16 protein-coding genes are annotated in these 22920 nt (G+C 71.8%); 4 read left to right on the forward strand and 12 right to left on the reverse strand.

Annotated elements, in window-relative coordinates; all coding sequences use genetic code 11:
- Positions 1–4959, forward strand: a 4959-nt coding sequence (locus tag D7X74_RS22440; protein WP_120535040.1) for a tetratricopeptide repeat protein, incomplete at its 5' end; no start/stop codon positions are given.
- Between the two features lie 28 nt (positions 4960–4987).
- Here D7X74_RS22440 and D7X74_RS22445 read toward each other — a convergent pair.
- Complete coding sequence (locus D7X74_RS22445) at positions 4988–5725, reverse strand: molybdopterin-binding protein (protein WP_120535041.1); 738 nt, start codon at positions 5723–5725, stop codon at positions 4988–4990.
- A 138-nt stretch (positions 5726–5863) separates the two neighbouring features.
- On the opposite strand from D7X74_RS22445, the gene D7X74_RS22450 reads away from it, so the two are divergent.
- Positions 5864–6925, forward strand: coding sequence for an AMP-binding protein (locus tag D7X74_RS22450; RefSeq protein ID WP_120535042.1), 1062 nt, complete (start codon positions 5864–5866; stop codon positions 6923–6925).
- 99 nt (positions 6926–7024) lie between these two features.
- Here D7X74_RS22450 and D7X74_RS22455 read toward each other — a convergent pair whose 3' ends face one another.
- From D7X74_RS22455 to D7X74_RS22465, 3 genes are all read right to left on the reverse strand, one after another.
- On the reverse strand, positions 7025–8581 hold the full coding sequence (locus D7X74_RS22455) for a hypothetical protein (RefSeq protein WP_158622278.1): 1557 nt from the start codon (positions 8579–8581) through the stop codon (positions 7025–7027).
- A gap of 371 nt (positions 8582–8952) precedes the next feature.
- Complete coding sequence (gene tmk, locus D7X74_RS22460; protein ID WP_120535044.1) at positions 8953–9618, reverse strand: dTMP kinase; 666 nt, start codon at positions 9616–9618, stop codon at positions 8953–8955.
- A complete protein-coding gene (locus D7X74_RS22465) occupies positions 9615–9953 on the reverse strand; it encodes a hypothetical protein (protein ID WP_233602201.1) in 339 nt (112 codons plus the stop codon). The genes tmk and D7X74_RS22465 overlap by 4 nt, the downstream gene beginning before the upstream one ends.
- Positions 9954–10167: 214 nt before the next feature.
- Between D7X74_RS22465 and ribB the strand changes: the two genes are divergently transcribed.
- Positions 10168–11295, forward strand: coding sequence for a 3,4-dihydroxy-2-butanone-4-phosphate synthase (gene ribB, locus D7X74_RS22470; RefSeq protein WP_120535046.1), 1128 nt, complete (start codon positions 10168–10170; stop codon positions 11293–11295).
- A 45-nt stretch (positions 11296–11340) separates the two neighbouring features.
- On the opposite strand, the gene thrC is transcribed toward ribB, so the two are convergent.
- The 5 genes from thrC to greA all read right to left on the reverse strand — a co-directional run bounded on the left by thrC (position 11341) and on the right by greA (position 17555).
- A complete protein-coding gene (gene thrC, locus D7X74_RS22475; RefSeq protein ID WP_120535047.1) occupies positions 11341–12666 on the reverse strand; it encodes a threonine synthase in 1326 nt (441 codons plus the stop codon).
- A complete protein-coding gene (locus D7X74_RS22480; RefSeq protein ID WP_120535048.1) occupies positions 12663–13226 on the reverse strand; it encodes a hypothetical protein in 564 nt (187 codons plus the stop codon). The genes thrC and D7X74_RS22480 overlap by 4 nt, the downstream gene beginning before the upstream one ends.
- 63 nt (positions 13227–13289) lie before the next feature.
- Positions 13290–13925, reverse strand: coding sequence for a protein-L-isoaspartate(D-aspartate) O-methyltransferase (locus tag D7X74_RS22485; protein WP_120535049.1), 636 nt, complete (start codon positions 13923–13925; stop codon positions 13290–13292).
- 89 nt (positions 13926–14014) lie between these two features.
- Positions 14015–16933, reverse strand: coding sequence for an ATP-dependent DNA helicase RecG (recG, locus tag D7X74_RS22490; protein WP_120535050.1), 2919 nt, complete (start codon positions 16931–16933; stop codon positions 14015–14017).
- 109 nt (positions 16934–17042) lie between these two features.
- The gene (greA, locus tag D7X74_RS22495) at positions 17043–17555 is read right to left on the reverse strand and encodes a transcription elongation factor GreA (protein WP_120535053.1); all 513 of its coding nucleotides are present in this window, start codon (positions 17553–17555) and stop codon (positions 17043–17045) included.
- A 183-nt stretch (positions 17556–17738) separates the two neighbouring features.
- Between greA and D7X74_RS22500 the strand changes: the two genes are divergently transcribed.
- The gene (locus D7X74_RS22500; protein ID WP_120535051.1) at positions 17739–18269 is read left to right on the forward strand and encodes an FHA domain-containing protein; all 531 of its coding nucleotides are present in this window, start codon (positions 17739–17741) and stop codon (positions 18267–18269) included.
- A 14-nt stretch (positions 18270–18283) separates the two neighbouring features.
- On the opposite strand, the gene D7X74_RS22505 is transcribed toward D7X74_RS22500, so the two are convergent.
- The 3 genes from D7X74_RS22505 to D7X74_RS45070 form a co-directional block, all read right to left on the reverse strand.
- Positions 18284–19246: a hypothetical protein gene (locus D7X74_RS22505; protein ID WP_120535052.1), complete on the reverse strand. Its 963-nt coding sequence runs from the start codon at positions 19244–19246 to the stop codon at positions 18284–18286.
- 317 nt (positions 19247–19563) lie between these two features.
- A complete protein-coding gene (locus D7X74_RS43075; RefSeq protein WP_158620360.1) occupies positions 19564–20046 on the reverse strand; it encodes a hypothetical protein in 483 nt (160 codons plus the stop codon).
- Positions 20047–20125: 79 nt separating this feature from the next.
- On the reverse strand, positions 20126–22920 hold a 2795-nt coding region (locus D7X74_RS45070; RefSeq protein ID WP_120535054.1), incomplete at its 5' end, for a CHAT domain-containing protein.

The following is a 22920-nucleotide window of genomic DNA, read 5'->3' on the forward strand; positions in this document are numbered from 1 at the left end:
ACCCTCCCCGCCCCCACCGCCAGCGCCGAGGACGATGCCCGCGAGCGCATCGCTTCCATGGAGCGCGAGGCCAAGGCGCTCGCCACCACCGAGCCGCAGACGGCCGCACTCCTCTTCCATGAGGTCGGTCTGCTCTGGGAAGAGCCCCTCAAGAACCCTCGCAACGCCGCCGTCGCGTTCCAGAACGCCTACAAGCTGGCGCCCCGCTTCCTCGCCAACATCCGCGCCGCCCGTCGCCTCTTCGCGGACGTGGGCAACTGGCAGATGGTCGTCCAGCTCATCGACGCGGAGCTCATCGCCTCCGAGGACCCTCGCCAGCAGGCCTCCCTCCTCTTCGAGAAGGGCTCCATCCTCGAGGAGCGTCTGTCCCGCGACAACGACGCCGCGGATGCCCTGCGCCAGGCCCTGGACCGCAAGCCGTCCGACATCACCCTGCTCACGCAGTTGGAGTCCGTCTACGCCTCGCGCAATGACGCCGCCGCGCTGGTGGAGATCTACCAGCTGCTCGCCGCCGCCGTCGTTCCGCCGGCCCTGCGCGCCCACTACCTCACCGCCGCGGGCATGCTCCTGGAGGAGCGTCTCAAGAACAAGGACGCCGCCGCCGTCGTGTTCCGCGAGGCGTTCGCGCTCGACCGCTCCGACCCGCTGCTCCAGGCCGCCGTCAAGCGCATCGCCGAGCGCGAGGGCCGCACCGATGAGCTGCTCTCCGCCCTCCTCGCCGAGGCCGAGGGCCAGGGCTCGCAGGCCGCTCCCGCCTACCTCCACATCGCCAAGGTCCACGACCGCCTGGGCCGCAAGGACGATGCCCTGTCCGCGCTGCTCGCCGCGCGCCGCGTGAGCCCCCACGAGCCGCTCGTCCTCTCCGCGCTCGCCGGCATCTACGAGACCCAGGGCCGCTTCGAGGAGCTGGCCGACGTGCTGCTCGCGTGGGTGGGCTCCATCAACGACGAGAGCGAGCTGGTCGCCATCAACCTTCGCCTCGCCGCGCTGTACGAGGACGACCTCAAGCGCGACCAGGAGGCCGCCGCACGCTACCAGGCCATCCTCGCCCGCATCCCCAGCCATGCCGCCGCGCTCGCGGGCCTGGGCAAGCTGTCCTACCGGATGCAGAACTGGGAAGGCCTCGTCGCCGTCTTCGACGCGGAGGTCACAGCCGCCGAGGACGCCAAGGGCAAGGCCGCGCGCATGTACAAGGCGGCCGAGATCCTTGAAGAGCGCCTGAGCCGCCAGGAGGACGCCATCGCGCGCTACAACGCGTGCCTCCAGCTCCAGCCCGGCTACCTCCCCGCGCAGAAGGCCCTCACCCGCCTCTACGAACGCCAGGGCCGCTTCGCCGAGCTCGTGTCGATGTTCGAGCAGGACCTGCTCCAGACCAACGACCGCGACCAGCTCATCACCACCCTCAACAAGATGGCGGTCATCTACGAGGACCGCCTGGGGGACCTGGACCACGCCATCGAGTGCATGAAGCGCATCCTCGATCTCGCGTCGGACCACCTGCCCACGCTGCGCAACCTGGCCCGCCTCTACGAGCGCGCCGGGCGCTACCGCGAGCTGCTGGAGACCAACGACCTGGAGGCGTCGTTCGCCGGCGACACCAAGCAGGTGCTGTCGCTGCTGCACCGCAACGCCGAGATCCTCGATGAGCACCTGAAGGACCGCGTGGGCGCCATCAGCGCCTATGAGCGCGTGCTCGCGCTGTCGCCCTCGTACCTCCCCGCGCTCAAGGCCCTGGGCCGGCTGTACGCGCAGGACGCCCGCTGGGAGAAGCTCATCGACATGTACCGGGCGGAGGCGGAGATGTCGCCGTCCACCGACCAGGCCGCCGCGCTCATCTACAAGATTGGCGAGCTGTACGAGCACCGCCTGAAGCAGGAGAACGAAGCGCTGGCGTCGTACCAGGAGGCGCTGATGCTGGCGCCCAGCTACTTCCCGGCGCTGCGTGCCCTGGCCCGCATCCACCGCGCCCACGGTGCGTGGGAGAGCCTGGTGGAGGTGCTGCGCGCGGACGCCGCCAACCGCACCGACCCGCTGGAGCGCGCCAATGCGCTCTATCAGGCCGCCGCCATCTGGGAGGACCAGCTCGCCCGTCCGGAGCTGGCCATCGACGGCTACCAGGAAGTGCTGCGCCTGACGCCGGGCCACGCCGCCACGCTGCGCGCGCTGGAGCGCCTGTACGTTACGCAGGACAATGTGAAGGAGCTGGTCGCCATCCTCGACCGCGAGACGCAGGTGGGCCAGACGCCGTCCGCCAAGGTCACCGCGTACCTGAAGCTCGCGCGGCTGTACCTGGACCGCTTCCAGGAGCCCTCGCGCGCCGCGCAGTGCTGCGAGTCCGTGCTGGGCCTGGAGCCGGGCAACTTCTCCGCCCTCACCCTGCTGGAGCGCATCCGCGTGTCGGACCGCCCCCGCCGCGCCGAGCTGCGCAGCCGCATCGCGGACCGCGTGACGGACCCGCGCCTGTCCAGCGCCCTGCGCCTGCTGGCCGCGGCGGATCAGGAGAAGGGCCCTCCCACCGAGCGCACCCTGGACGTGTACCAGCGCGCCTTCGACGAGGACCCCAGCGACGCGCGCCTCGCGTTCGGCCTGGAGCGCGTGCTGCGCCAGACGGGCGACACCGCCGGCCTGTCGCGCATGTACGGCATGCGGCTGGCCGTGACGACCGACCCCACCGAGGCCCTGGAGCTGCTGCTGCGCGCGGCCGAGCTGGCGGAAGGAAAGGCGGGCAACCTGGAGCAGGCCGCCGCCCTGTATCAGCAGGCGCTGGAACTCCAGGCGCAGTGCCTCCCCGCGCTCCAGGGTGCTCGCCGCGTGGCCCTGCGCCGCTCCGACTTCGCCACCGCCCGCACCATGCTGGAGACCGAGGCGAAGGCGAGCCGCGACGCGAAGGGCGCCATCGAAGGGTTCGTCGCCGCCGCGAAGCTCGCGGTCCAGAAGCTGAATGATCCGGACGGCGGCGCGGCCCTCTACCGGCTGGCGCTGGAGCGCGACCCGCTGCACCCGGGCGCGGCCACCGGCCTGGAGGAGCTGCTCGCGCAGCGCGGCGGTTCCTCCGACCTCGCGGCCCTGCACGAGCGGCGCGCCGAGGCCCGACTCGCGCAGCGTGACGCGGAGGCAGCGGCGGCGGCCTACGTCACCGCGGCCCGGCTGCACAACGTGGCCCTGGGCGACCGCAACCGCGCGCTCGCGGTGCTGGAGAAGGCCCTGGCCGCCCGGCCCGGCTTCCCCGATGCGCTGGAGACGCGCGGCCTGCTCCTGCTGGAAGGGCAGCAGTACGCGGAGGCCGCCGCGATGCTCAGCCAGCGCGTGCAGCAGGGCGGCGACCCTCGCGTGCTCGCGCAGCACCACCTGACCCTGGGCGGCCTCTACCAGACGCACCTGCACGACCTGAATCGCGCGGCCGCGCACCTGCAGACCGCGCTGGCCACCCTGCCCCGCCATCCCGAAGCGCTGGAGCGGCTGGCCACGGTGTACGCACAGGGCCGCAACTTCGGTGGCGCGGTGGACTGCCTGCGCCGACTGCTGGATCAGGACCTGCCCACCGACGCCCGCGCTCGCTTCACGGTGGAGCTGGCGCGCATCCACGACGAAGGCCTGGGCGACGCCGCCTCCGCCACCGCGCTGTACCGCAAGGCGCTGGAGCTGACGCCGGGCGAGCCCGCGCTGGTGGACCGGCTGGTGGCGCTCTACGAGCGGGCCCGCAACCTCCCGGAGCTGGCGCAGATGCTGGATGCCCAGGCGGCCGCCACGGCGTCCTCGGACGTCAAGCGCGCCGCGTCCCTGCGCATTCGCGTGGCGAGCCTCTACGCGGGCCCCTTGTCGGAGCCTGCTCGCGCGACGGCCATCTACCGTCAGGTCGTCGAACAGGATGCGCAGAACAGCCAGGCTCGCGCCGCGCTGGCGGAGCTGTACGGCCGCGACACCAACAGCTACCCGCTGGCCATCGAGGAGCACCGGCAGCTGTTGCGCCAGGACCCGGGCCGCGTGGACAGCCTGCATGCCCTGTTCAAGCTGTGGGAGGCGCAGAAGCAGCATGACAAGGCGTTCGCCATCTCGGCGGTGCTCACGTTCATGCGCGCCACCAACGAGGTGGAGCAGTCCTTCTACTCGGAGGGCCGCGCCCGGCAGCCGCAGGAGCCTCGCGAGGGGCTGACCCAGACGGACGTGGACACGGTGCTGATGCACCCGGCCGCTCGCGGGCAGATGACGGAGCTCTTGCGCGCGGTGGGCGACCAGCTCAGCAAGGTGTACCCGCCGCAGTTCGAGATGCTCGGGGTCAACCCGAAGACGGACAAGCTCAAGCCGGACTCGGCCGTGTTCAAGGCCGTGCGCGTGGTGGCGCAGAACTTCGGCGTGGAGGAGTTCGAGGTCTACCTGGCCCGCCGCGGCCTGATGCAGTTGGAGACCACGGAGCCCCTGTCCCTCTGCGTGGGCCAGGACGTGGTGCGCCGCTTCAATGCCCGCGAGCAGAAGTTCCTCATCGGCAAGGCGGTACTGGGCCTGCTCAACAAGACGGCCGTGCTCGCCAAGCTGTCCGATGGCGAGACGTCCGACCTGTTCGGCAATGCCATCCGCATCCACGCGCCGCAGTTCAACGGCCTGGGCCGGCGCAACGACGACACCACGAAGCAGCTCAAGAAGGCGTTCTCGCGCAAGGCGCTCAAGGCCCTGGAAGGCCCCGCGCAGACGCTGGCTGAACAGCCGAAGCTGGACGTGGCGACCGTGGTGGACGCGCTCAACTTCTCCGCCGACCGCGCGGGCTTGCTGGTCTGCGGAGACCCGTCCGTGGGCCTCACCATGGTGCTGCGCGAGGATCCGAACATCCCGACGAACCGCCAGGAAGGCTCCGAGCCCATCCTCCAGGCGGTGCGCGAGCGCGCCGACCTGCGCGCCCTGCTCTCGTGGATGCTCACCGACGACTTCTTCCGCCTGCGTCAGCGGATGGGCCTGTCGCTGTAGGCTCCGAGCCTGCGGTCCGCGGTGCCGACTACTCCCGGCGGACCAGCGCGTCCGTCGGGAGTGCCCCGAGCAGGCGACCCACGGCGTCATCCACGTGGGCCCGCTCCGCTGCCTCCACCGTCACCTTCACGCGGTAGTCCAGGCTCGCGTCGAACACCGGATACGAGCCGATGGCCACGTGGGGCATGTCCAGCGCCACGCGGTCCAACACCCCCGCCAGTGCGCTCTCGCCCAGGTTGAAGAACAGGCTGACCAGGTGCACCGGCGTGCCGCTCAGCCGTGACAGCACCGTCTCCAGTTGCAGCCGGAAGAGCTGCGGGACGCCCGGCAACAAGTAGATGTCGTCCACGGTCAGCACCGGGAACCACATCCCCGGCTGGGCCAGCAGCACCGTGCCCTCGGGCGCATCCGCCAGCCGCAGGCCCTCCGGCGTCACCGGCGTGTTGCCCGCGCGGGCGTGGAGCGCGGAGACCATCTCCGGCAGGCGCACCACGGAGCGTCCCAGCGCGAGCGCCACCGCGCGCACCGTGACGTCGTCGTGGGTGGGGCCAATGCCCCCGCTGGTGAAGACGTAGCGGGCCCGCCGCCGGGCGCGCGCCACCGCGTCCACGATGGCGTCCACGTCGTCCAGGATGGTCTCCACCGAGCGCAGCGGGATGCCCAGGTCGCGCAGGCGCTGGATGAGGTGGGGCCCGTTCTCGTCCTTCACCTTCGCGGTGAGGACCTCGTTGCCGATGATGATCGCCGCCGCGCCGGTGCGCTCCATGGAGCGCCGGACTCTACCCCATCGGACCCACCACGGTGGCCGCGCGCGACTGTCCATCCCACCCCGGTACGAGGAATGTCAGCCCCGCATGGGAGGGTCGCGAGCAATCAGGACTTTTCCGTGCTAAGGTGATTTTCCATGAATTCAGCAGATGGCAGCGAGAACAACTACGGCTTGACTTCCAGCCTCGTCGATCTCCTCTGCCCGCGCGCTGAAAAGCAGGGCGCCGCGCGGCTCTACTGGTTCCAGGAGACAGGGGACGCGGAGCGCCCCACGGAGGAGTGGAGCTTCACGCACCTGGAGGCCCGGGCCCAGGCGCTGGGGGCGCGGTTGCAGGGGGGCTTGGAGGACGAGCGGGTCCTGATGCCGTGCCATGAGCTGGCGGAGGCCACGCACGTCGACTGGAGCGAGCCGGCCGAGGCCCCCTCCCCGGATGACGCCCGGTGCCTTCCCGCGCAGTTCCGCGCCCAGGCGGCGCGCACGCCGGACGCGGTGGCGGTGGCGGGCGATGACGAGACGCTCACCTACGCGGAGCTGGATGCTCGCAGCGACGCGCTGGCGTGGCACCTGCGCGAGCAGGGCGTGGCGCCGGAGGTGCGCGTGGGCCTGAGCGTGGAGCGCTGCGCCGGGATGGTGGTGGCGATGCTGGGCATCCTGAAGGCCGGTGGCGTCTGCATCGCGCTGGACGCGGATGCCCCGCGCGCGCAGCGGGCCTCGCTGCTGGCGGACTCCGGGGCGCGGGTGCTCGTCACGCAGTCCCACCGGGACTCCGCCCTGACGGCGGAAGGCGTGCACACCGTCTTCGTGGATTCGGAGGAGGCGTTCGAGCTGGGCGTGCTCGGGCCCCCGCGCGCGGGCACCACGCCGGAGGACCTCGCCTCCGTCCTCTACTCGGCGGGCGAGACCACCGGAAGCCTCCGGGGCGTGCGGGTGACGCACACGGACGTGGCCCGGTTCTTCGGGGACATGGACGCCCGGATGGGCAATGCGCCCGTGGGCACCTGGCTGGCCGTTCCCCGCCTGGCCCGTGGCAGCTCCATGCTGGAGCTGCTGTGGGCGCTCATGCGCGGGTTCCGGGTCGTGGTGCGGGAAGAGGACGCGGCGCCGAAGTCCTCCTCGCGCGCTCCGGGAACGCGCCGCGCGCAGCAGGATTTCAACCGGCATTCCCCTTCGCGCCCCTCGGAGGCGGTGGGGGGCTGAGCCGCTGACACGCGCGACGGACCTGCTCGCGCGTGCCCGGTCCTCGAAGACAGCGGGTGGCCCCCCGGAGACTTCTCGCTCCGGGGCGCGGTGCCTTGGTCAGTACGGATGGAAGCGGGTGACGAAGGGCACGGCTTCGGTCTGGCCCTCCGGAATCTGCGTGCCAGCGACGCGCAGGAACCCCGCTGAATCCAGCACGGCGGCGGTGGGCTTCTCGTCACCGGGCAGCTCGGTCCGGTGCGAACGGAGCACGGTCGCGCCATCCGCGGACACGTGGACGACGCCCAGTCCGGAAGCCCCGCTGTCATCCTGGCTCCAGGTGGCGACCGCGAGGGTTCCGTCCGGCAACAACCCCGTACCCACCACCGCGTCCTTGCCTCCGATGAACGCCGTCGTGAAGTAGGTGTAGCCGGTGCCGTTGAAGGAGGTGTCCTCGCTGCCGGTCGCGGTCACCCGGGCCAGGGCGGCCTTCATGCTGCCGTCGGAGTAGACGGCCCGACCGCCCAACAACCACTTCCCATCCGCCAACCGGTGCAGCGTGCGCGGAGTGATTTCCACGGAGCGGAGGTCCGTGAAGTAGTTGAAGCCGCGGTCCAGGGTTCCGTCGGCGTTGAAGCGCTCCAGGGCCACCTTGTTGAAGTTGCCGCTGGTGGTTCCCGCCACCATGATCTTGCCGTCGGACTCCGCGACGACGCACAGGCCATCATCCTCCTGGCCCAGGTTCGCTGAAGCCGCGCCGTCCCCGCTGAAGGTGGTGTCCTGCTCACCGGTGGGCAGGAGCCGGATGGCGAGCAGGTCCAGGTCGCCGTTGCGGACCGTGCCCGCGCCGACGATGCGGCCATTCGTGTCCACCGTCACGGCGTGCAGGGTGGAGCTGCCCGTGGAGAGCTGGAAGGTGCGCACGCCGGTGCCCCCGAACGTGGTGTCCGCCGCCCCCGTGGAGGTGTACCGGGCCAGCAGCACGCTCTGGTACTTCGTCCCCGAGCAGGTGTTCGTCCCGGCGAGGGCTCCTCCCGCGACGAGGATGCGACCATCCGACAGCACGGTCACCGCATCCACGTAGTCATCCCCTGCGCAGACGTCCGTGACGACGACGCCCTGCGAGCCGAACGAGGTGTCCGGCGAGCCATCCGGAAGCAGTCGCGCCACCAGCACATCCCGCAACCCGGTGGAGCCGGTGGACCCTACGAGGACCCACTTGCCATCCGACTGCGCGGCCACGGCGTTGATGCGCACCGAGGTCAGGCCGAGCGCGGGCATCGCGACCCCGCCCGTTCCGAAGGCACTGTCCAGCGCGGCCCGTCCGGGCTGGATGTCCAGGGTGAAGGGGAACTCGACGCGGTCGCCTCCGCCCAGCCCCACCAGCGTGAGGGGGAACCGGCCATAGGCGGCGAACTCGTCCGGGTAGAAGCCCAGCGGCGTCGAGTTCTCCGTCTCCGGAATGATGACCGGCAGCGGCTGGACCGTGCGCACGCGGGGCGGCAGCCCCTCCACGGAGAGGGAGACGCCCGCGGTGAACGGGGGCTCGCGGAGAACATCGACGAGGACCGAGGTGGCTGTCTTCGGATCGAAGCGCGCCGTGAGTTCGGGGACCGTCGAGATGCGGAAGGAGGCCGTGACCCCGGCATCCACTCCGGCATCGGTCGGAGGATCCACGCTGCCACCATCCCCCTGCGGGACACCCGAGTCCGTTCCCTCCACAGGGCCCGCATCCACGCCGGCATCGCGAGCCGGCGTCACCGGTGGCGGCTTGGAAGGCTCCTCCGAATCACAGCCGACCGTTCCCAGGGCGACGACGGTCAGGGCAAGCGACGTCAGGCTCCGAAGGCGCGGCGACAGGGAACGACCACGAAGGGAAGAACGACGGAGAGGGTCCATGGAGGCCGGGGTGCGAGAGAGAAGACGCGGACCGGCACGACCGCCGTGGGTCCGCGTCCCCGGATAAGACACTCCCGTGGCTCACGAAAAACAAACGCAATACTTTGTTTCACCGAGCTCCGAACTCCGAGCCCGGGCCCGAGCGGGACTCAGCGCTTGCGCGCGAGCACCCGCCGCACTTCCATCAGGCACGCATCCGTCACCGCCGCCACGGACAGCTCCCCGTCGATGCGGACGATGCGCTCGCGCTTCTCCCGGAGCGTGATGGCCTTCAGGTACTGCTTCGCGATGCGTCGCTGGGCCTCGTCCGCCTCGAACAGCTCCGCGGGGCCTCCGCGCACGGCCCGGCGCTTCGCCGCGACCTTCGGATCCACGCCCACGAACAGCGTCAGGTCCGGCGACACCGCGTGCGCGTTCACCGTGTCCACCCACGCCATGGGCAGGCTCGCGCCCTGGTACGCCAGCGAGGACAGCACGTACCGGTCGCACAGCACGACCTTGCCCTCCTCCAGCGCCGGCAACACCCGCGCGTGCAGGTGGTCGGTGCGGTCCGCCGCGAACAGCAGCGCCAGCGTCTCCGGCGCCAGCGGCCCGCGTCCCTGCGGCAGCCCCAGGCGCCCCGTGAGGGCCTGACGCAGCATCGTGCCCACGGGCCCGTCGGAGGGCTCGCGCGTGGTCACCACGGAGTGCCCGTCCGCGCGCAAGGCCGCGGCCAGCCGCTCCGTCTGGGTGGTGGTGCCCGCTCCGTCCAGGCCCTCCAGCACGATGAACCGTCCCCGGCGGGACGCCTTCGACGCCTTCTTCGGGGCGCTCACCGGGGAAGCAGCGCGGCGGGGTTGTCCAGGTGCAGCTCGTGGCGCAGGGCGAGCAGCGTCTCGTAGCGCTGGAGCTCGTCCCGCAGCACCACCCGACCCTTGCGGTAGCTCACGTAGCCGTACACCAGCAGCCCCAGCGCCAGGAGCGACGCGCCCCAGGCGAGGAACGGAGTGCGCAGCGAGTCGTAGAACAGCTTCCCGGCCGCGCCCGAAATCAACATGAAGGCGATGACGGAAACGCCCGCATGCGTGAAGTGCGTCGTGCTCTGCCGGGTCGCCAGGCTTTCCTGCAGCTGGTCGAACCGGGCCCGCTTTTCCTGATGGTCTGCGCTCACGGAGCCGGGCACCCTACATCACCCGTGCCGGGCCGTCGAGTCGCCGGCCGGGCGCAAAACACCTACCCGGACACCCCGTCACAGCTTCCACTCATCCCTGCCATTGAACGGACGCCTGCCGGGTCCCCGGGCATGGCTTGCCACCCCATCCCCCTCGCGTTACATGCGCCGCACCATGCCCCTCCACGCCGTCAGCAGGATGAGCACCTCCGCCATGAGCCAAGACTCCGAGTTGAACACCATCGAGGAGGCCATCCGCGACATCCAGGCTGGCAAGTGCGTCGTCGTCGCCGATGACGAGGACCGCGAGAACGAGGGCGACCTCATCATGGCCGCCGAGCTGGCCACGCCCGAGAAGCTCGCCTTCATGGTCCGCCACACCAGCGGCATCATCTGCCAGCCCATGCTCGCCGAACGGCTGGACGCGCTGCGCCTGCCCCAGATGGTCGCGGAGAACACCGAGTCCCACCGCACCGCGTTCACCGTCTCCGTGGACTTCCGCCACGGCACCACCACCGGCGTCTCCGCGTCGGACCGCACCAAGACGATCCGCGCCCTCGCGGACCCGAACAGCACCGCGGACGACTTCCTGCGCCCCGGCCACATCTTCCCCCTGCGCTACCGCGAGGGCGGCGTGCTGCGCCGCGCGGGCCACACCGAGGCCGCCGTGGACCTGGCCCGGCTCGCCGGCCTCCAGCCCTCCGGCATCCTCTGCGAGCTCGTGAAGGACGACGGCACCATGCAGCGCATGCCGGACCTCAAGCTCTTCGCGCGCGAGCACCAGCTGTCGCTCGTCACCATCGCGGACCTCATCCAGTACCGCAGCCGCAAGGACCGCCTCGTGCGCCGCGAGCCCGGCCAGGACGTCGTGCGCACCCGCCATGGCGAGTTCACCGCCCTCACCTATTCGTGGACGCCCGACGGCGCCAAGTCGCTGGTGCTCGTGAAGGGCGACCCGGAGCACGCCAACCCCGCCCCCCTGGTCCGCCTGCACGGCGCCTGCGCCATGGGCGACGTGTTCGGCTCTCCGGACTGCAAGTGCCACCTGCTGTTGGATCGCGCCCTGGAGCAGGTCGCCAAGGCGGGCGCCGGCGTCATCGTCTACCTGCCCGGCATGCACGGCGACGACTTCGGCATCCACCACAAGCGCGCGGGCGACGGCAGCAACGCGCCCCCCACCCGCAGCGCCCACGAGTCCCGCGACGTGGGCATGGGCTGCCAGATCCTCACCGACCTGGGCATCCGCGCCATGCGCCTGATGACCAACACGGACATGACCTACCGGGGCCTCGCCGGCTTCGGCCTCACCATCGAGTCGCGCGTCCCGCTCACGGTGGAGTAGCCACCAGCACCCGCCCGGGGCCTGGAGCCCCGGGCACGGCCCGCGTCAGCCCAGGTCCTTCAGGGCCGCGCGCACCGCGGACAGGTCCGCGGGCAGCTCCACCGGCGGGTTCGCGTGCGCGGCCTTCACGTCCGCCAGCGTCCCCCGGTGGTAGCCCACCTTGAAGTCAGCGAACTTCAGGCCGTGCGCGGTGGCCACCACCGCGACGCTGGCCCCCTTCGCCATCACGCCCTGGGCCACCAGCTTCTCCACCGCCGCCAGCGCCACGCCCGTCTGCGGACAGGTGAAGGTGCCCTCGCGGTCCGCCCGGGCCGCCGCGTTCGCCAGCTCCGACTCCGTCGCCTCCTCCACCACGCCGTCAAAGGCGCGCAGCATCTTCACCGCGCGGCGGTAGGACACCGGGTTGCCAATCTGGATGGCGGACGCGAGCGTGGCTTCCGCCTGCATCGGCGTCAGCTCCTGGAAGCCGCCCCGGAAGGAGCGCAGCAGGGGGTTGGCCCGCTGCGCCTGCGCCACCGCGATGCGCGGCCGGCGGGTGATGAGCCCCAGCGTGTGCAGCAGGTCCAGGCCCCGGCCCAGCGCGCTCGCGTTGCCCAGGTTGCCGCCCGGGATGACGATCCAATCCGGCGGCTCCCAGCCCAGGTCCTGGCACAGCTCCACGGCGATCATCTTCTGGCCCTCGATGCGCAGCGAGTTCATCGAGTTCGCCAGGTACAGCCCCGTGTCCGCCGTCACCGCCTGCACCAGCTTCATGCAGCCGTCGAAGTCCGTGTCCAGCGACAGCACCCGCGCTCCATTGGCGATGGGCTGCACCAGCTGCGCGAGCGACACCTTGTTCTTCGGCAGGAACACCACCGCCGGGATGCCCGCCGCCGCCGCGTACGCGGACAGCGCCGCGGACGTGTCCCCGGTGGACGCGCACGCCACCGCGCGGATGGGCGTCCCGCGCGAGCGCAGGTGCTTCACCGCCGACACCAGGACGGTCATCCCCCAGTCCTTGAAGCTGCCCGTCGGGGAGACGCCGCACTCCTTCAACATGAGCGAGGAGAGCCCCAGCTCCGCCGCCATCCGGGGCATCGGCTTGAGCGGCACGCGCCCCTCGCCCAGCGACACGATGTCCTCCACCGGCAGCTCGGGCAGGGCCCACTCGCGCTTGCCCCACACGCCGGAGCCATCCGGCAGCCGGGACGTCGCGAACCGCGACTCGAAGCGGCGCTTCCACTCCGCGGCCGGCACGGCGCGCAGGGCGGCCTCGTCGTGCGCCACCTCCAGCAGGCCTTCGCACTTCGGGCAGCGGTAGACCACGTCCCACAGCGAGGCGGTGAAGCCGCAGCCCTCGCTGCACGCGTAGTGCGCCTTCAGCGCGGTCACGCCTCCACCTCCACCTTCGTGCCGCACGCCACGCACGCGCGGCCCGGATACGAGGGGGTGTGGCAGGAGGAACAGGGAACGCGCTCGCCCTCCCGCGCTCGGCCCTTCGCGGCCACCGGCGCCGCCACGCGCACGCGGGGCAGGCGCATGCCGCAGCCGTCACACAGCAGCCCTTCGGCCTGCACGTGGCGACAGTAGCGACACGTCACCGCCCCCACCGGCGCGACGGTGCGGACGCCGTCATCCGGCGCGCGGCCCGTGTCCAGGTCCGCCATCGGGTCCACGGACACCGCGCCCGTGGCGCCCGAACTCGTCAGCTCCAGGTCGGGCACGGACATGGCCGGCAGGTCCGGTCCCGAGCGCAACCGCGTCAGGTCCAGATCCGCTATCGGCGCGGACTCCACCTCCGCGCGGCCTCCAGCGTGGTGCGTCAGCTCCAGCTCCGCCAACTGCACCACGACAGGGGCTTCCGTGCTCACGAGTCCAGGGAAGCGCTTGCCACAGCCGTCGCACTCTTCGCCTTCCGACTGCACGTGGTCGCAGACCGGGCAGATGATCATGGGCGGGACGTTATCGGTCCCCTCCCCGCTCGGCAACGCGACCCCTGGAAATGAGGGAGGGGCCTAGTTCGCGGTCGTCCCCTGGCCCGTCATCGGCACGAAGCGCACCGGCAACAAGCGCTCCACCTTGGGCAACAGCCCGGGTTGACCGCGACGGATGCGCAAGAGCTCCTGCGTTTCGTCCACGGCCCCCACCGGGATGACCATGCGTCCCCCCCGCTTGAGCTGTCGCAGGAGCGCGCGCGGAATCTCCCGGGGCGCGGCGGTGGCGATGATGGCGTCATAGGGCGCGCCCTCGGGCCAGCCGAGCGAACCGTCGCCCTCCCGGAAGAAGACGTTGGTGAAGCCCAGCCGGTGCAGCAGGCGCCGGGCAGGCCGGGCCAGCTCCGGGAGGATCTCCACCGTGAAGACCTCCCGCGCCATCAGGGCCAGCACCGCCGTCTGGTAGCCGGAGCCGGTGCCAATCTCCAGCACCCGCTCACAGCCGCGCAGGCGCAGGGCCTCCGTCATCAACGCGACCACGTAGGGCTGGCTGATGGTCTGCCCGTGTCCGATGGGCAGGGGCATGTCCTCGTGGGCCACATCCCGCTCATGGGCAGGCACGAAGTCCGCACGGCTCAGGTTGGCGATCGCCGCGAGCACCCGCCGGTCCCGGATGCCCTGCCGCGCCAGATACTCCGCTCGGCCCCAGTCTCCCATCGCGCGTTTCCCCCATCATGCTCCGGAGGAAAAGTAAGCACGCCGACAGTCCCAGACAACCCGACGGTCGGGCCCTCGGCTCCTGGTTCCTACCCCACCCGGGCGAGCGCCAGCCGGCCCTCCCAGCGCTCCTCCAAGGCCTTCACCAACCCCTGGTGCTCCGGCTCCTGGAGCTTGGGATCGTGGTCCATGATCCGCCGCGCCTCCACCTGCGCGAGCGACAGCAGGTCTCCATCGCGCACCAGGTTGGCCACGGCCAATTCGGGCAGGCCGCTCTGCCGCGTGCCCAGGAACTCGCCGGGGCCGCGGATCTCCAGGTCCTTCTCCGCGATGACGAAGCCGTCGCTGCTGCGCTCCATCACGCCCAGCCGCTCGGTGGACTCCCAGGAGCGCGCGGCGCCCGCGACGAGGAAGCAGAAGCTGGCCGCGGCGCCACGGCCCACCCGGCCGCGAAGCTGGTGCAGCTGCGACAGGCCGAAGCGCTCCGCGGACTCCACCACCATGACGGAGGCGTTGGGCACGTCCACGCCCACCTCCACCACGGTGGTGCACACGAGCAGTTGGATCTGCTTCTCGCGGAAGGCCTCCATGACGGCGTCCTTCTCCTCCGCCTTCATGCGCCCGTGCAGCAGGCCCACGCGCGCGGTGGGAAACACCCCCTGCAACTTCGTCGCACCCTGCGTGGCGTCCTCCAGGTCCAGCTTCTCCGACTCCTCCACCAGCGGGTACACGACGTAGGCCTGATGGCCCTTGGCCAGCTCCGCCGCCACCGCTTCGTAGACGCGCGCGCGGTACTGGTTGTTGAAGACGCGCGTGGTGATGGGCGTGCGGCCCGGGGGGAGCTGGTCGATGATGGACACGTCCAGGTCGCCGTACAGCGTCATCGCGAGCGTGCGCGGGATGGGCGTGGCCGTCATCACCAGCACGTCCGGCATCACGCCCTTGCCCATCAGCGTCTGGCGCTGGAGCACACCGAAGCGGTGCTGCTCGTCGATGACCACGAGCCCCAGCTTCTGGAAGGACACGCCCCCTTCGAGCAGCGCGTGCGTGCCCACCGCGAGGTGCAGCTCGCCGCTCGCCACGCCCTCGCGCACGGTGCGCTTGTGCTTCGCGGTGCCCGCCGCGCTCACCAGCCCCACGCGGAAGCCCAGGGGCTCCAGGATGCGGCGGAAGGTGCGCTCGTGCTGTTCCGCCAGGATCTCCGTGGGGGCCATCACCGCCACCTGGTAGCCGTCCTGCAACGCCACCATCGCGGCCACCAGCGCCACCGCCGTCTTGCCGCTGCCCACGTCGCCCTGCACCAGCCGGCTCATCGGCTCCGGCCGCGCCATGTCCCGGGCCAGGTCCCCCACCACGCGCGCCTGCGCGCCGGTGAGCTCGAAGGGCAGCGCCGCGCGGGCCTTGTCCAGGCGCGCCGGGGCGACGTCGAAGGCGATGCCCTCCTCCGCCTTCACGTCCTGACGCTTGAGCGCCATGCCGAGCTGGAGGAAGAACAGCTCGTCGAACGCGAGCCGGCGGTGCGCGGGGCTCTGGTGCGCATCCAGCGCCTCCAGGTCCGCGTCCTCGGGCGGGAAGTGGATGAAGCGCAGCGCGTCCGGCAACCCCATCAGGTGGTAGCGGCGGCGCAGGTCCGCGGGCAGCGGCTCTTCCAGGTGGTGCGCGTGCTGTTCGCTGATGCGCGCGGCCAGCTCGCGGAACGAGCGCTGCTCGCCGCGCTCGAAGCCCGGGTAGATGGGGACGATGCGGTGGAAATGGACGGACGTCGTGGACTCCAGGTCCTCGGCGGGCTCCAGCTCCGGGTGGGCCATCTCCCGGCCGTTCATGGAGGCGCGCACCTCCCCGGACAGCACCAGCTGCTTGCCCACGGAGAAGCGGCTCTTGAGCCACGGCCCCGCGTTGAAATACGTCGCGGCGATGCTGCCGGAGCGGTCTCCCACGACGGCGCGGAACATGCGCTTGCCGCCGCGCCCCGGGACGAAGTCCGCGGTCTTCACCGTGCCCACCGTCACGCCGCGCTCGCCCGGGATCAGCTCCGCGATGGTCCGCAGCCGACGGCGGTCCTCGTAACAGCGTGGCAACAGGAACAGGATGTCGCCCGTGCGGCGCAGGCCCTTCTTGTCCAGCACGGCGACGAGGCGCGGCCCCAGGCGCTTGCCCAGCGTCTTGAGCGGCGCGGACAGCGGGCCGGAGCGCGGCGCGATGGACAGCAGCTTCGCTTCGGAGCGCGAAGCCTCCGCGCCCACGGCCTTGGCCTTCTTCTTCCGCTTGGCCTTCTCCGCGGGAGCGGCACCCTCCGCCGGGGGCAGCCCCTTGCGCGGGTCGGCGCCGACGCCCGTCCGGGACATCGGCTCGCGCGCGGGCGCACCGCCAGGACCGGAGGCCGCGCCCCGGGTCGTCGCGGGCCCCGCCGGACGCGCACCACGGGGCGGCGATTCAGCCGTGCCAGAGCGTGCGGACATCGCCCGGCCAGGGGTGCCTCCGTCCACCGTGCGAACTGGAGCGGACACCGCACGATTGGACGTGCCTCCCTCCATCGCGCGAGCCGGTCCGGAGACCACCGGCTCCTGGGAGCGCCAGGCCGGCACGGTGTTCCGGCCCGTCGCCGCCATCCCCTGGGGCGGGGTCACCCTGCGATGGGGCAGCGCGGCGGCCAGCTCCCCCTCGATCACGTGCGCGCGCTCAGGCGCCCGGGGAAAACCGGCCGCCACGGCGTTGATCTCCCCGGTGACGACCACCCGCTCCAGCTCCTCCGGCAGGGCCACGCCGCTGAGCTTCAGAGCGCCCAGCACCTGGCGCAGCGCCGCCTTGCGGTGCTCCGGAGGTGTGGGGGGATCCACGTGCGGCAGGGCTGCCCGCAGTTCGTTGAGCGCCCGCGCGTCCACGCCGCTGGCGGCCGCCAGGGTGCGCTCCATCAGGGTGCGCAGGTCCTTCACGATGCCCAGCTGCGCGAAGTCGCGCTGACAGGCGTATTTCAGGGGCCCAACGAGGCTGGCGAGCGGGTGGTTCACGCGATTTCCAGCCTCCATCCTACGAAGCGGGCCTGACTCCGCCCGGAAAACGAAACCGGGGGAGCGAGCCCATGCCCACTCCCCCGGAAGGCACCCGGACGACCGGGCATCAGCCCTCGCCAGGCAGGGCGTCGTCCTGCGGATCCTCGAAGAAGATCTTCACGACCTCCAGCTCCCGGACGCCACCCGGGCTGTTCACCGTGGCGATGTCGCCCACCTTCTTGCCGATGAGCGCACGCGCCACCGGCGAGGTGACGGCGATCCACCGCTTCTTCAGGTCCGCCTCGGTCTCCCCCACCAGCCGGTAGGTGATGGACTTGTCCGTCTCCGGGTCCGTCAGCTCCACGCTGGCGCCGAAGATGACCTTGTCGCCCCCCAGCTTCGCCGGGTCGATGACCTCCGAACGGGCAATCCAGTCGCCGAGGGTCAGGATGCGCCCCTCGATGTGCGACTGCTTCTCCTTGGCCGCGTGGTACTCGGCGTTCTCCCGCAGGTCGCCGTGCGCCCGCGCGACCTCGATCTCACGCGAAATCTTCCCGCGCTCCACGGACTGGAGGTGCTTCAGCTCTTCCTTGAGCTTCCGCAAACCGTGGGGGGTCATCGGGATGCTGTCGCCGCTCATCGACACCGCTCCTTCCATCACCTGGCTGCCAGTAACCCGGGGCCGGGGCTCCCTCCTGGAACCCGGCCCCCGACTGGAAACGACCAATGTAGGGAACGAGTGACAAGCGGGTCAACGAAAGCCGTACCCCCATCGTCCGGTAACGGCTGTGCGCCCGTCGGCTGACCCGTTAGGCTGCCCGCCGTGTTGTCCATCCAGGAAATGCGCGCGCTCGCCTCCGCCCTGCCGGTGGGCACCTTCCAGCATCAACTGGGCCCCTTCGCCCTGGTGCAGCGCCCCCCCGCGGAGCTCTCCGCCGCCGTGCTCGCCCCCACCCGCATGGCGGACCCGGGCGACATCGAGCAGGGCATGCTCACCCTGCTCTTCGAATTCGACGACCTGCTCGTCGCCACCCTGCCCACCCTCAAGGACTCGGACGCGCTGCGCATCGGCCGGAGGATGGACTGCGAGCTGGTGCTGGACGACGCCTCCGTCTCCAAGCAGCACGCGGAGCTGCGGTGGAGCCGCGCGGAGGACCGCTGCACCGTGCGCGACCTGGGCTCCACCAACGGCACCTTCGTCAATGCCACCACCATCGGGCAGCGCGAGGTGTCGCTCCGGGGCGGCGACATCCTCAGCTTCGGCAACGTGCAGTTCTGGTACCTGCTGACCGACGCGCTCCACGAAAGGCTGCGCGCGGGCGCGGCCTCCGGGCTGGGCTCACACTCCGGCTGAAGCAGCGCGCCCCGTCAGGGACACGCTCCGCAGTCGGCCGCGCACGCGTCGTACGTGGTGGACGCGCCACACGCCTCCGTCACCTGGCAGGTGCCATCCCCGCAGACCGCCAGGTCCGCGTCCCGCACCCGCGTGGTGAGCGGCTGGTAGGTGATGCCGCCCACCGTACAGCTCAGGAAGGACAGGCCGGACGTGCCATCCGGCGTGCATGACGCCGAGCACGCGCCCACGTAGACCATCGGCGCGCACGTCTGGCGTGGCATCCCGGAGCCGTCCACCACCGCGCACGCCCGCGTGGTGCTCTGGTTCGCGGTGAGCGGCGGGTTCTGGCTGCCCGCGTAGATGCCCTCGCCCAGGAACAGGTTGCCGAAGAAGCACGACTCCGGCCGTGAGAACTCCGCCAGCTCCGCGGGGGTGGAGGGAATGGTCCCGCCCGTCCCGTCGCGGCCCTGCACGGAGATGGGCACGCTCACGCCGAAGGGGTTGGCGTGCGCCGCGAGGCACGCGGAGATGAGCTGCTGCTCCGCCACCGTCGCCGGCTTGCCCGCGGCCCACGTGGGCGCCAGTCCCAACAGTCCCGGCCAGATGTGCACCGCCTCCGTCCGGCCGTCGGTGTACGTGCGCGTCTCGCCTTCGGGGACCGCGCAGCGGATGACGTAGTGCATGACCTCATCGGCCAGCACCGGGTCCTCGTCGAACCACGACGCGAAGGCATCGGATGACAAGCCATTGAACGACAGCCCGTTGAAGGACAGGCCATTGAACGACAGCCCGTTGAAGGACAGGCCGTTGTACGACAGGCTGTTGTAGCTCAAGGCCTCCTGCTTCACGGTGCCCACCGGATCAGGCGGCGCGGGCTCCTGGGAGGTGGGCCCACAGCCCGTCCCCACCGCGCCTCCCGCAAGGACGAGGATCAGCTTCCACGACGACACCCGCACCGCGACACCACGACGACGCCCGCTCTCATTGCTCCCCATGTGCCACCCTCCCCTGCTGCGCGGGCCTGCCGGACGACACCCGCGGGTCGTTCGGACGAAAGGAGGGCGTCGAAGACAAACGGGCGAACCTGGCCCCCTCACGCACGAAAAGTGTGAGCATGTTGTACGTGGGGCAAGGTGAAGCAGGTGCGGGGAATGCAGGCGCGGGCCCGGGGCGGACACTCCGCGCGTCGCGGGCTGAACGGGGGCGCCAGGGTCCATCCACAAACACAAAGGCCGCGGCCCTCCGGGGCGAGGACACCTGCCACCACCCCGGAGCCGCGGCCCCCAGACTTCCCGACGGAGGCCGACTGGGCCTAACGCATCTGCGGCGTGCCGATCTTCACCTTCGCCGTGTCCAGCTTGAGGCGCGCCAGCTCGCGGGACATCTTGGCGAAGTCCGCCTGGACGATGGGGTCCGGATCATGGCCGCCCGGAGGCCCGCCCTTGGGAGGCTTGCCCTCCGGGGCGACGGCGATGACCAGGTCCTGCTTGGATGCAGGGGCCTGACGCTCCGCGGTCTGGAAGTCCTTGAAGCGGGACACGGAGCTGGTCGCCTCCGCCTTGCTGAGCTGCTTCACCAGCGTGAGCGTCCCGCTGCTCCGGTCGTACCGGTACAGCTTCGTGCCCGCGGCGCCCTCGTCCACCGCCACGTCCACGAAGCCGCTGCTCTTCGCCGCCGGACTGGCGGTGGTCGTCGTGCGCGGCGCCAGCTTCACGGGCTTGCTCGAGGCCTTCACGTCCTCGGCCCCGGCGCTCGCCGCCGTCAACGCGACCACGCCCACTGCCATCGCTCCCACTGCGGACTTCCAACGCTGGTGCATGAATCCTCCCGGATCCCTTACGCGCAGGGCCATCGATATTCGCGGAAAGCGGAGTCTATTCGAATGCGACCAGATCCTGGACCCACTTCGCGCTGCCCTGCCGCAACCACCGGGCCCGCGTGTCCCTGAGCGCCTGCGCGGGAGGAACGCCGCGACGCAGGGTCTCCAGCAGTGCCTGGAAGAAGGCCCCGGCCTCCACGTCCGGCACCTGCGTGGACGGTGCCACCACCGCGCGCGCGCCCGCCTGGATGAGCGCGGACGGCAGGCTCCACACCGCATGGTAGCGCCACGCGCCGACATTCGCGTCGCACGCGGCCAGCAGCACCACGGGGGTCCCCTTGAGCGTGTGACCCTCCAGGTCCTCCGCGGTCAACGCGTAGTGGCCGGCCGCGTCCGGGGACAGCGCCAGGAAGGCCGCGTCGGACAGGCCCGTGCCGGAGAGGCCGTGCGTGTGCAGCTCCACCTCCGTGGCGTCCTCCATCTCCGCGAGCACCGCCTCGGGCGTCGCCGCGCGGCCCCGCAGGTGCACGTCGTTGGGCCCTGGCGCGCCCTTCCACGGCATCAGGCGCGGCAGGCCCAGGGACGCGGGCGGCTCCACGTCCGACACCAGGAGCCGCTTGGTCGCGGGCGCCACGGCCGGCGCGGCGATGCGGTGACCGCCGGGGGCCAGGTAGCTCCAGGCCCGGTCCGGCGGCAGCAGCCCGGGGCGCCCCTGGAGGATGGGCTCCGCGAGCACGCGCACCGACTCGCACGCGGAGACCACCTGGCGCAGGCGCTCGGGCACCCCCGGCACCTCTTCGCGCAGGGGCCGCTTCAGGGCGTTGAGGTACAGCCCCTCTGACACGCCGTCCGGCCCCCGGGCGACGAAGAGCAGCCGCTCATCCTGGCCCGCCAGCGCCAGCAGGCAGGACGTGGGCGCGGTGCGATCCAGCTCCTCCGCGAGCAGCGACACGGCCGGGTCCCATTCCTTCGAGCGGCCCGCGTCCATCACCAGCACGTGGTGGCTGTGGGACCAGGCCTTGCGCGCCTCGATGTCCGAGGAGCGCTTCAGCGCGGAGCCGGTGATGACGCCGCGCAGGAGCTTCTGGCCCGCCTCGCGGTCGCGCTCGATGAGGATGCGCCCCTCCAGGTGGTCCAACAGCAGCCGGTCGCCGGCCGACAGGGACGGGTCCTCGCGCAGCACGCGGATGCGCTCCCGCACCCGGTCCAGCTCGCGCCCTGGCACCGTGCCGCCCTCCAGCCGCAGCAGGTCGCCCGCGACCGCGATCTCCAGCAGCGTGGGCGCGGTGGCACAGCCGATGGCGTCCTGCACCTCGCGCCGGGCGGCCTTCGCGTCCAGGTCCTCCACCGCCAGCAGCGCCCGGGCGTGGTGGTACTCCGACCGGCGCGCGCAGTCCTCCGGCGCGTGCTGGACGTACTCGTCCAGGTAGGCGCGGGCCAGCGCCGGGGCGTGGCTCAGCCGCGCGCTCGTCACCAGGTCCGACAGGAGCACCTCCTCCTGGAACCAGCTGTCCGTCCGGAACGCCTCTTCCAGCGCGGAGCGGGCCAGCCCTTCGGCCTCCTTGCGCCGGTCCAGGCGGTTGTAGAGCGCGGCCAGGTGCTGCTGCAGGTCCACGCAGCGGTACTGGAAGCCCGCGCTCCGGCACGACGCCAGCCCCTCCGTGAGGGACTTCTCCGCCGTCTCCGTGTCGCCCCGGGCCAGCGCGGCCTGGGCCCGTCCCCGGGCGAGCGGCGCCTCGTACCAGGCGGGCTCACCGGACTGGCGCACCAGCGTGGCCAGCTCCTCCACGTGCTGATCCTCCTGCCGCAGCAACAGCAGCGCGCCCAGCAGCAGGTCGCGCTCGTTGGAGCGCCGCAGCTTCGCGAGGTACGCGTCCGCCTTCGCTCCCTCCAGCGTCTCCGTCCCCTCCAGCACCGCGCGGTAGGTGTGGGCCAGCGGGCCGCGCCGGGCGAAGTCCGCCTCCGCCACGCGCGCCACATAGGCGGTGGCCGTCTTCGTCCGGGTGGCGTCGTCCAGCACCGTCGCCAGCGGCAGGAGCGCCCGCACGCGCTCCGCGGACGGCGCCGCGCGCAGCGCATGGTAGAGGTACAGCCGCGCGAGGTCCGGGTTGCGCCGCGCCATCGTGGCCGGATACGGCGTGCCCTCCAGCGCCAGCGCCATGCCGGCCGCGTTCATCGCCTGCCAGGAGTCGCGCCGCCCCAGCGCGCCCTGGCGCAGACCGTCCGCGCGCGCCTGCGCCTCCGTGCTCCACCCCGGCTCCTTCGCCTGCACCACCCGCTGGAACTCCGCCGCGGCGGCCAGCTCCAGCGAGACGGCCTGGAGCGCGAGCCCCCGGTTCCAGTGCAGTCGCGGGTCCTCCGGCGCGGTCTCCAGCGCCGCCTCCACCAGCCCCAGCGCGCGCTCCGGCTGGCCCAGGTCCAGCGCCGCCAGCGCCCGGTCTCCCTGGACGGCGGGCGACTGCGGCAGTGCCTCCAGGATGCGCTCCGCGCGCTCGGAGTCCCCGGACACCAGATAGGCCGTCGCGATCCCGTGCAGGTCCCCGCGCTGCTCCAGCGCCGCCAGCTTCGCCAGGTCCAGCTCCGGCCGCCCGGCCGCGCCGCCCCGCATCGTGGCCAGGGCGCGGTAGCCGTCCAGGCCCGGGTGGCTGGGACGGCCCTCCAGGGGGCGCGCGGACGCGAGCGCGAAGGGCAGCTCCCGGGGCGCTTCGGGCGCGCGCCACGGACGCACCACCGCCAGCACGGCGAGCACCACGGCGGCGGACGCGGCGGCGAACCCCGCCACGCGCCGGCGATCCCACGCCGGACGGAAGCGCGGACGCGCCTCGGGACGGGGGACGGGGGTCGCCTGGG

Origin of the sequence: Corallococcus sp. CA047B (assembly GCF_003612065.1) — a bacterium.
In the GTDB taxonomy this organism is placed as follows: Bacteria; Myxococcota; Myxococcia; order Myxococcales; family Myxococcaceae; genus Corallococcus; species Corallococcus praedator.

What these genes read in the sequence shown, in the direction of transcription:
- D7X74_RS22445 (WP_120535041.1), bottom strand. Translation starts at nt 5,725, where the DNA reads ATGGAGCGCACCGGCGCGGCGGCGATCATCATCGGCAACGAGGTCCTC.
- D7X74_RS22450 (WP_120535042.1), top strand. Translation starts at nt 5,864, where the DNA reads ATGAATTCAGCAGATGGCAGCGAGAACAACTACGGCTTGACTTCCAGC.
- ribB (WP_120535046.1), top strand. Translation starts at nt 10,168, where the DNA reads ATGAGCCAAGACTCCGAGTTGAACACCATCGAGGAGGCCATCCGCGAC.
- D7X74_RS22480 (WP_120535048.1), bottom strand. Translation starts at nt 13,226, where the DNA reads ATGATCATCTGCCCGGTCTGCGACCACGTGCAGTCGGAAGGCGAAGAG.
- D7X74_RS22485 (WP_120535049.1), bottom strand. Translation starts at nt 13,925, where the DNA reads ATGGGAGACTGGGGCCGAGCGGAGTATCTGGCGCGGCAGGGCATCCGG.
- greA (WP_120535053.1), bottom strand. Translation starts at nt 17,555, where the DNA reads ATGAGCGGCGACAGCATCCCGATGACCCCCCACGGTTTGCGGAAGCTC.
- D7X74_RS22505 (WP_120535052.1), bottom strand. Translation starts at nt 19,246, where the DNA reads ATGGGGAGCAATGAGAGCGGGCGTCGTCGTGGTGTCGCGGTGCGGGTG.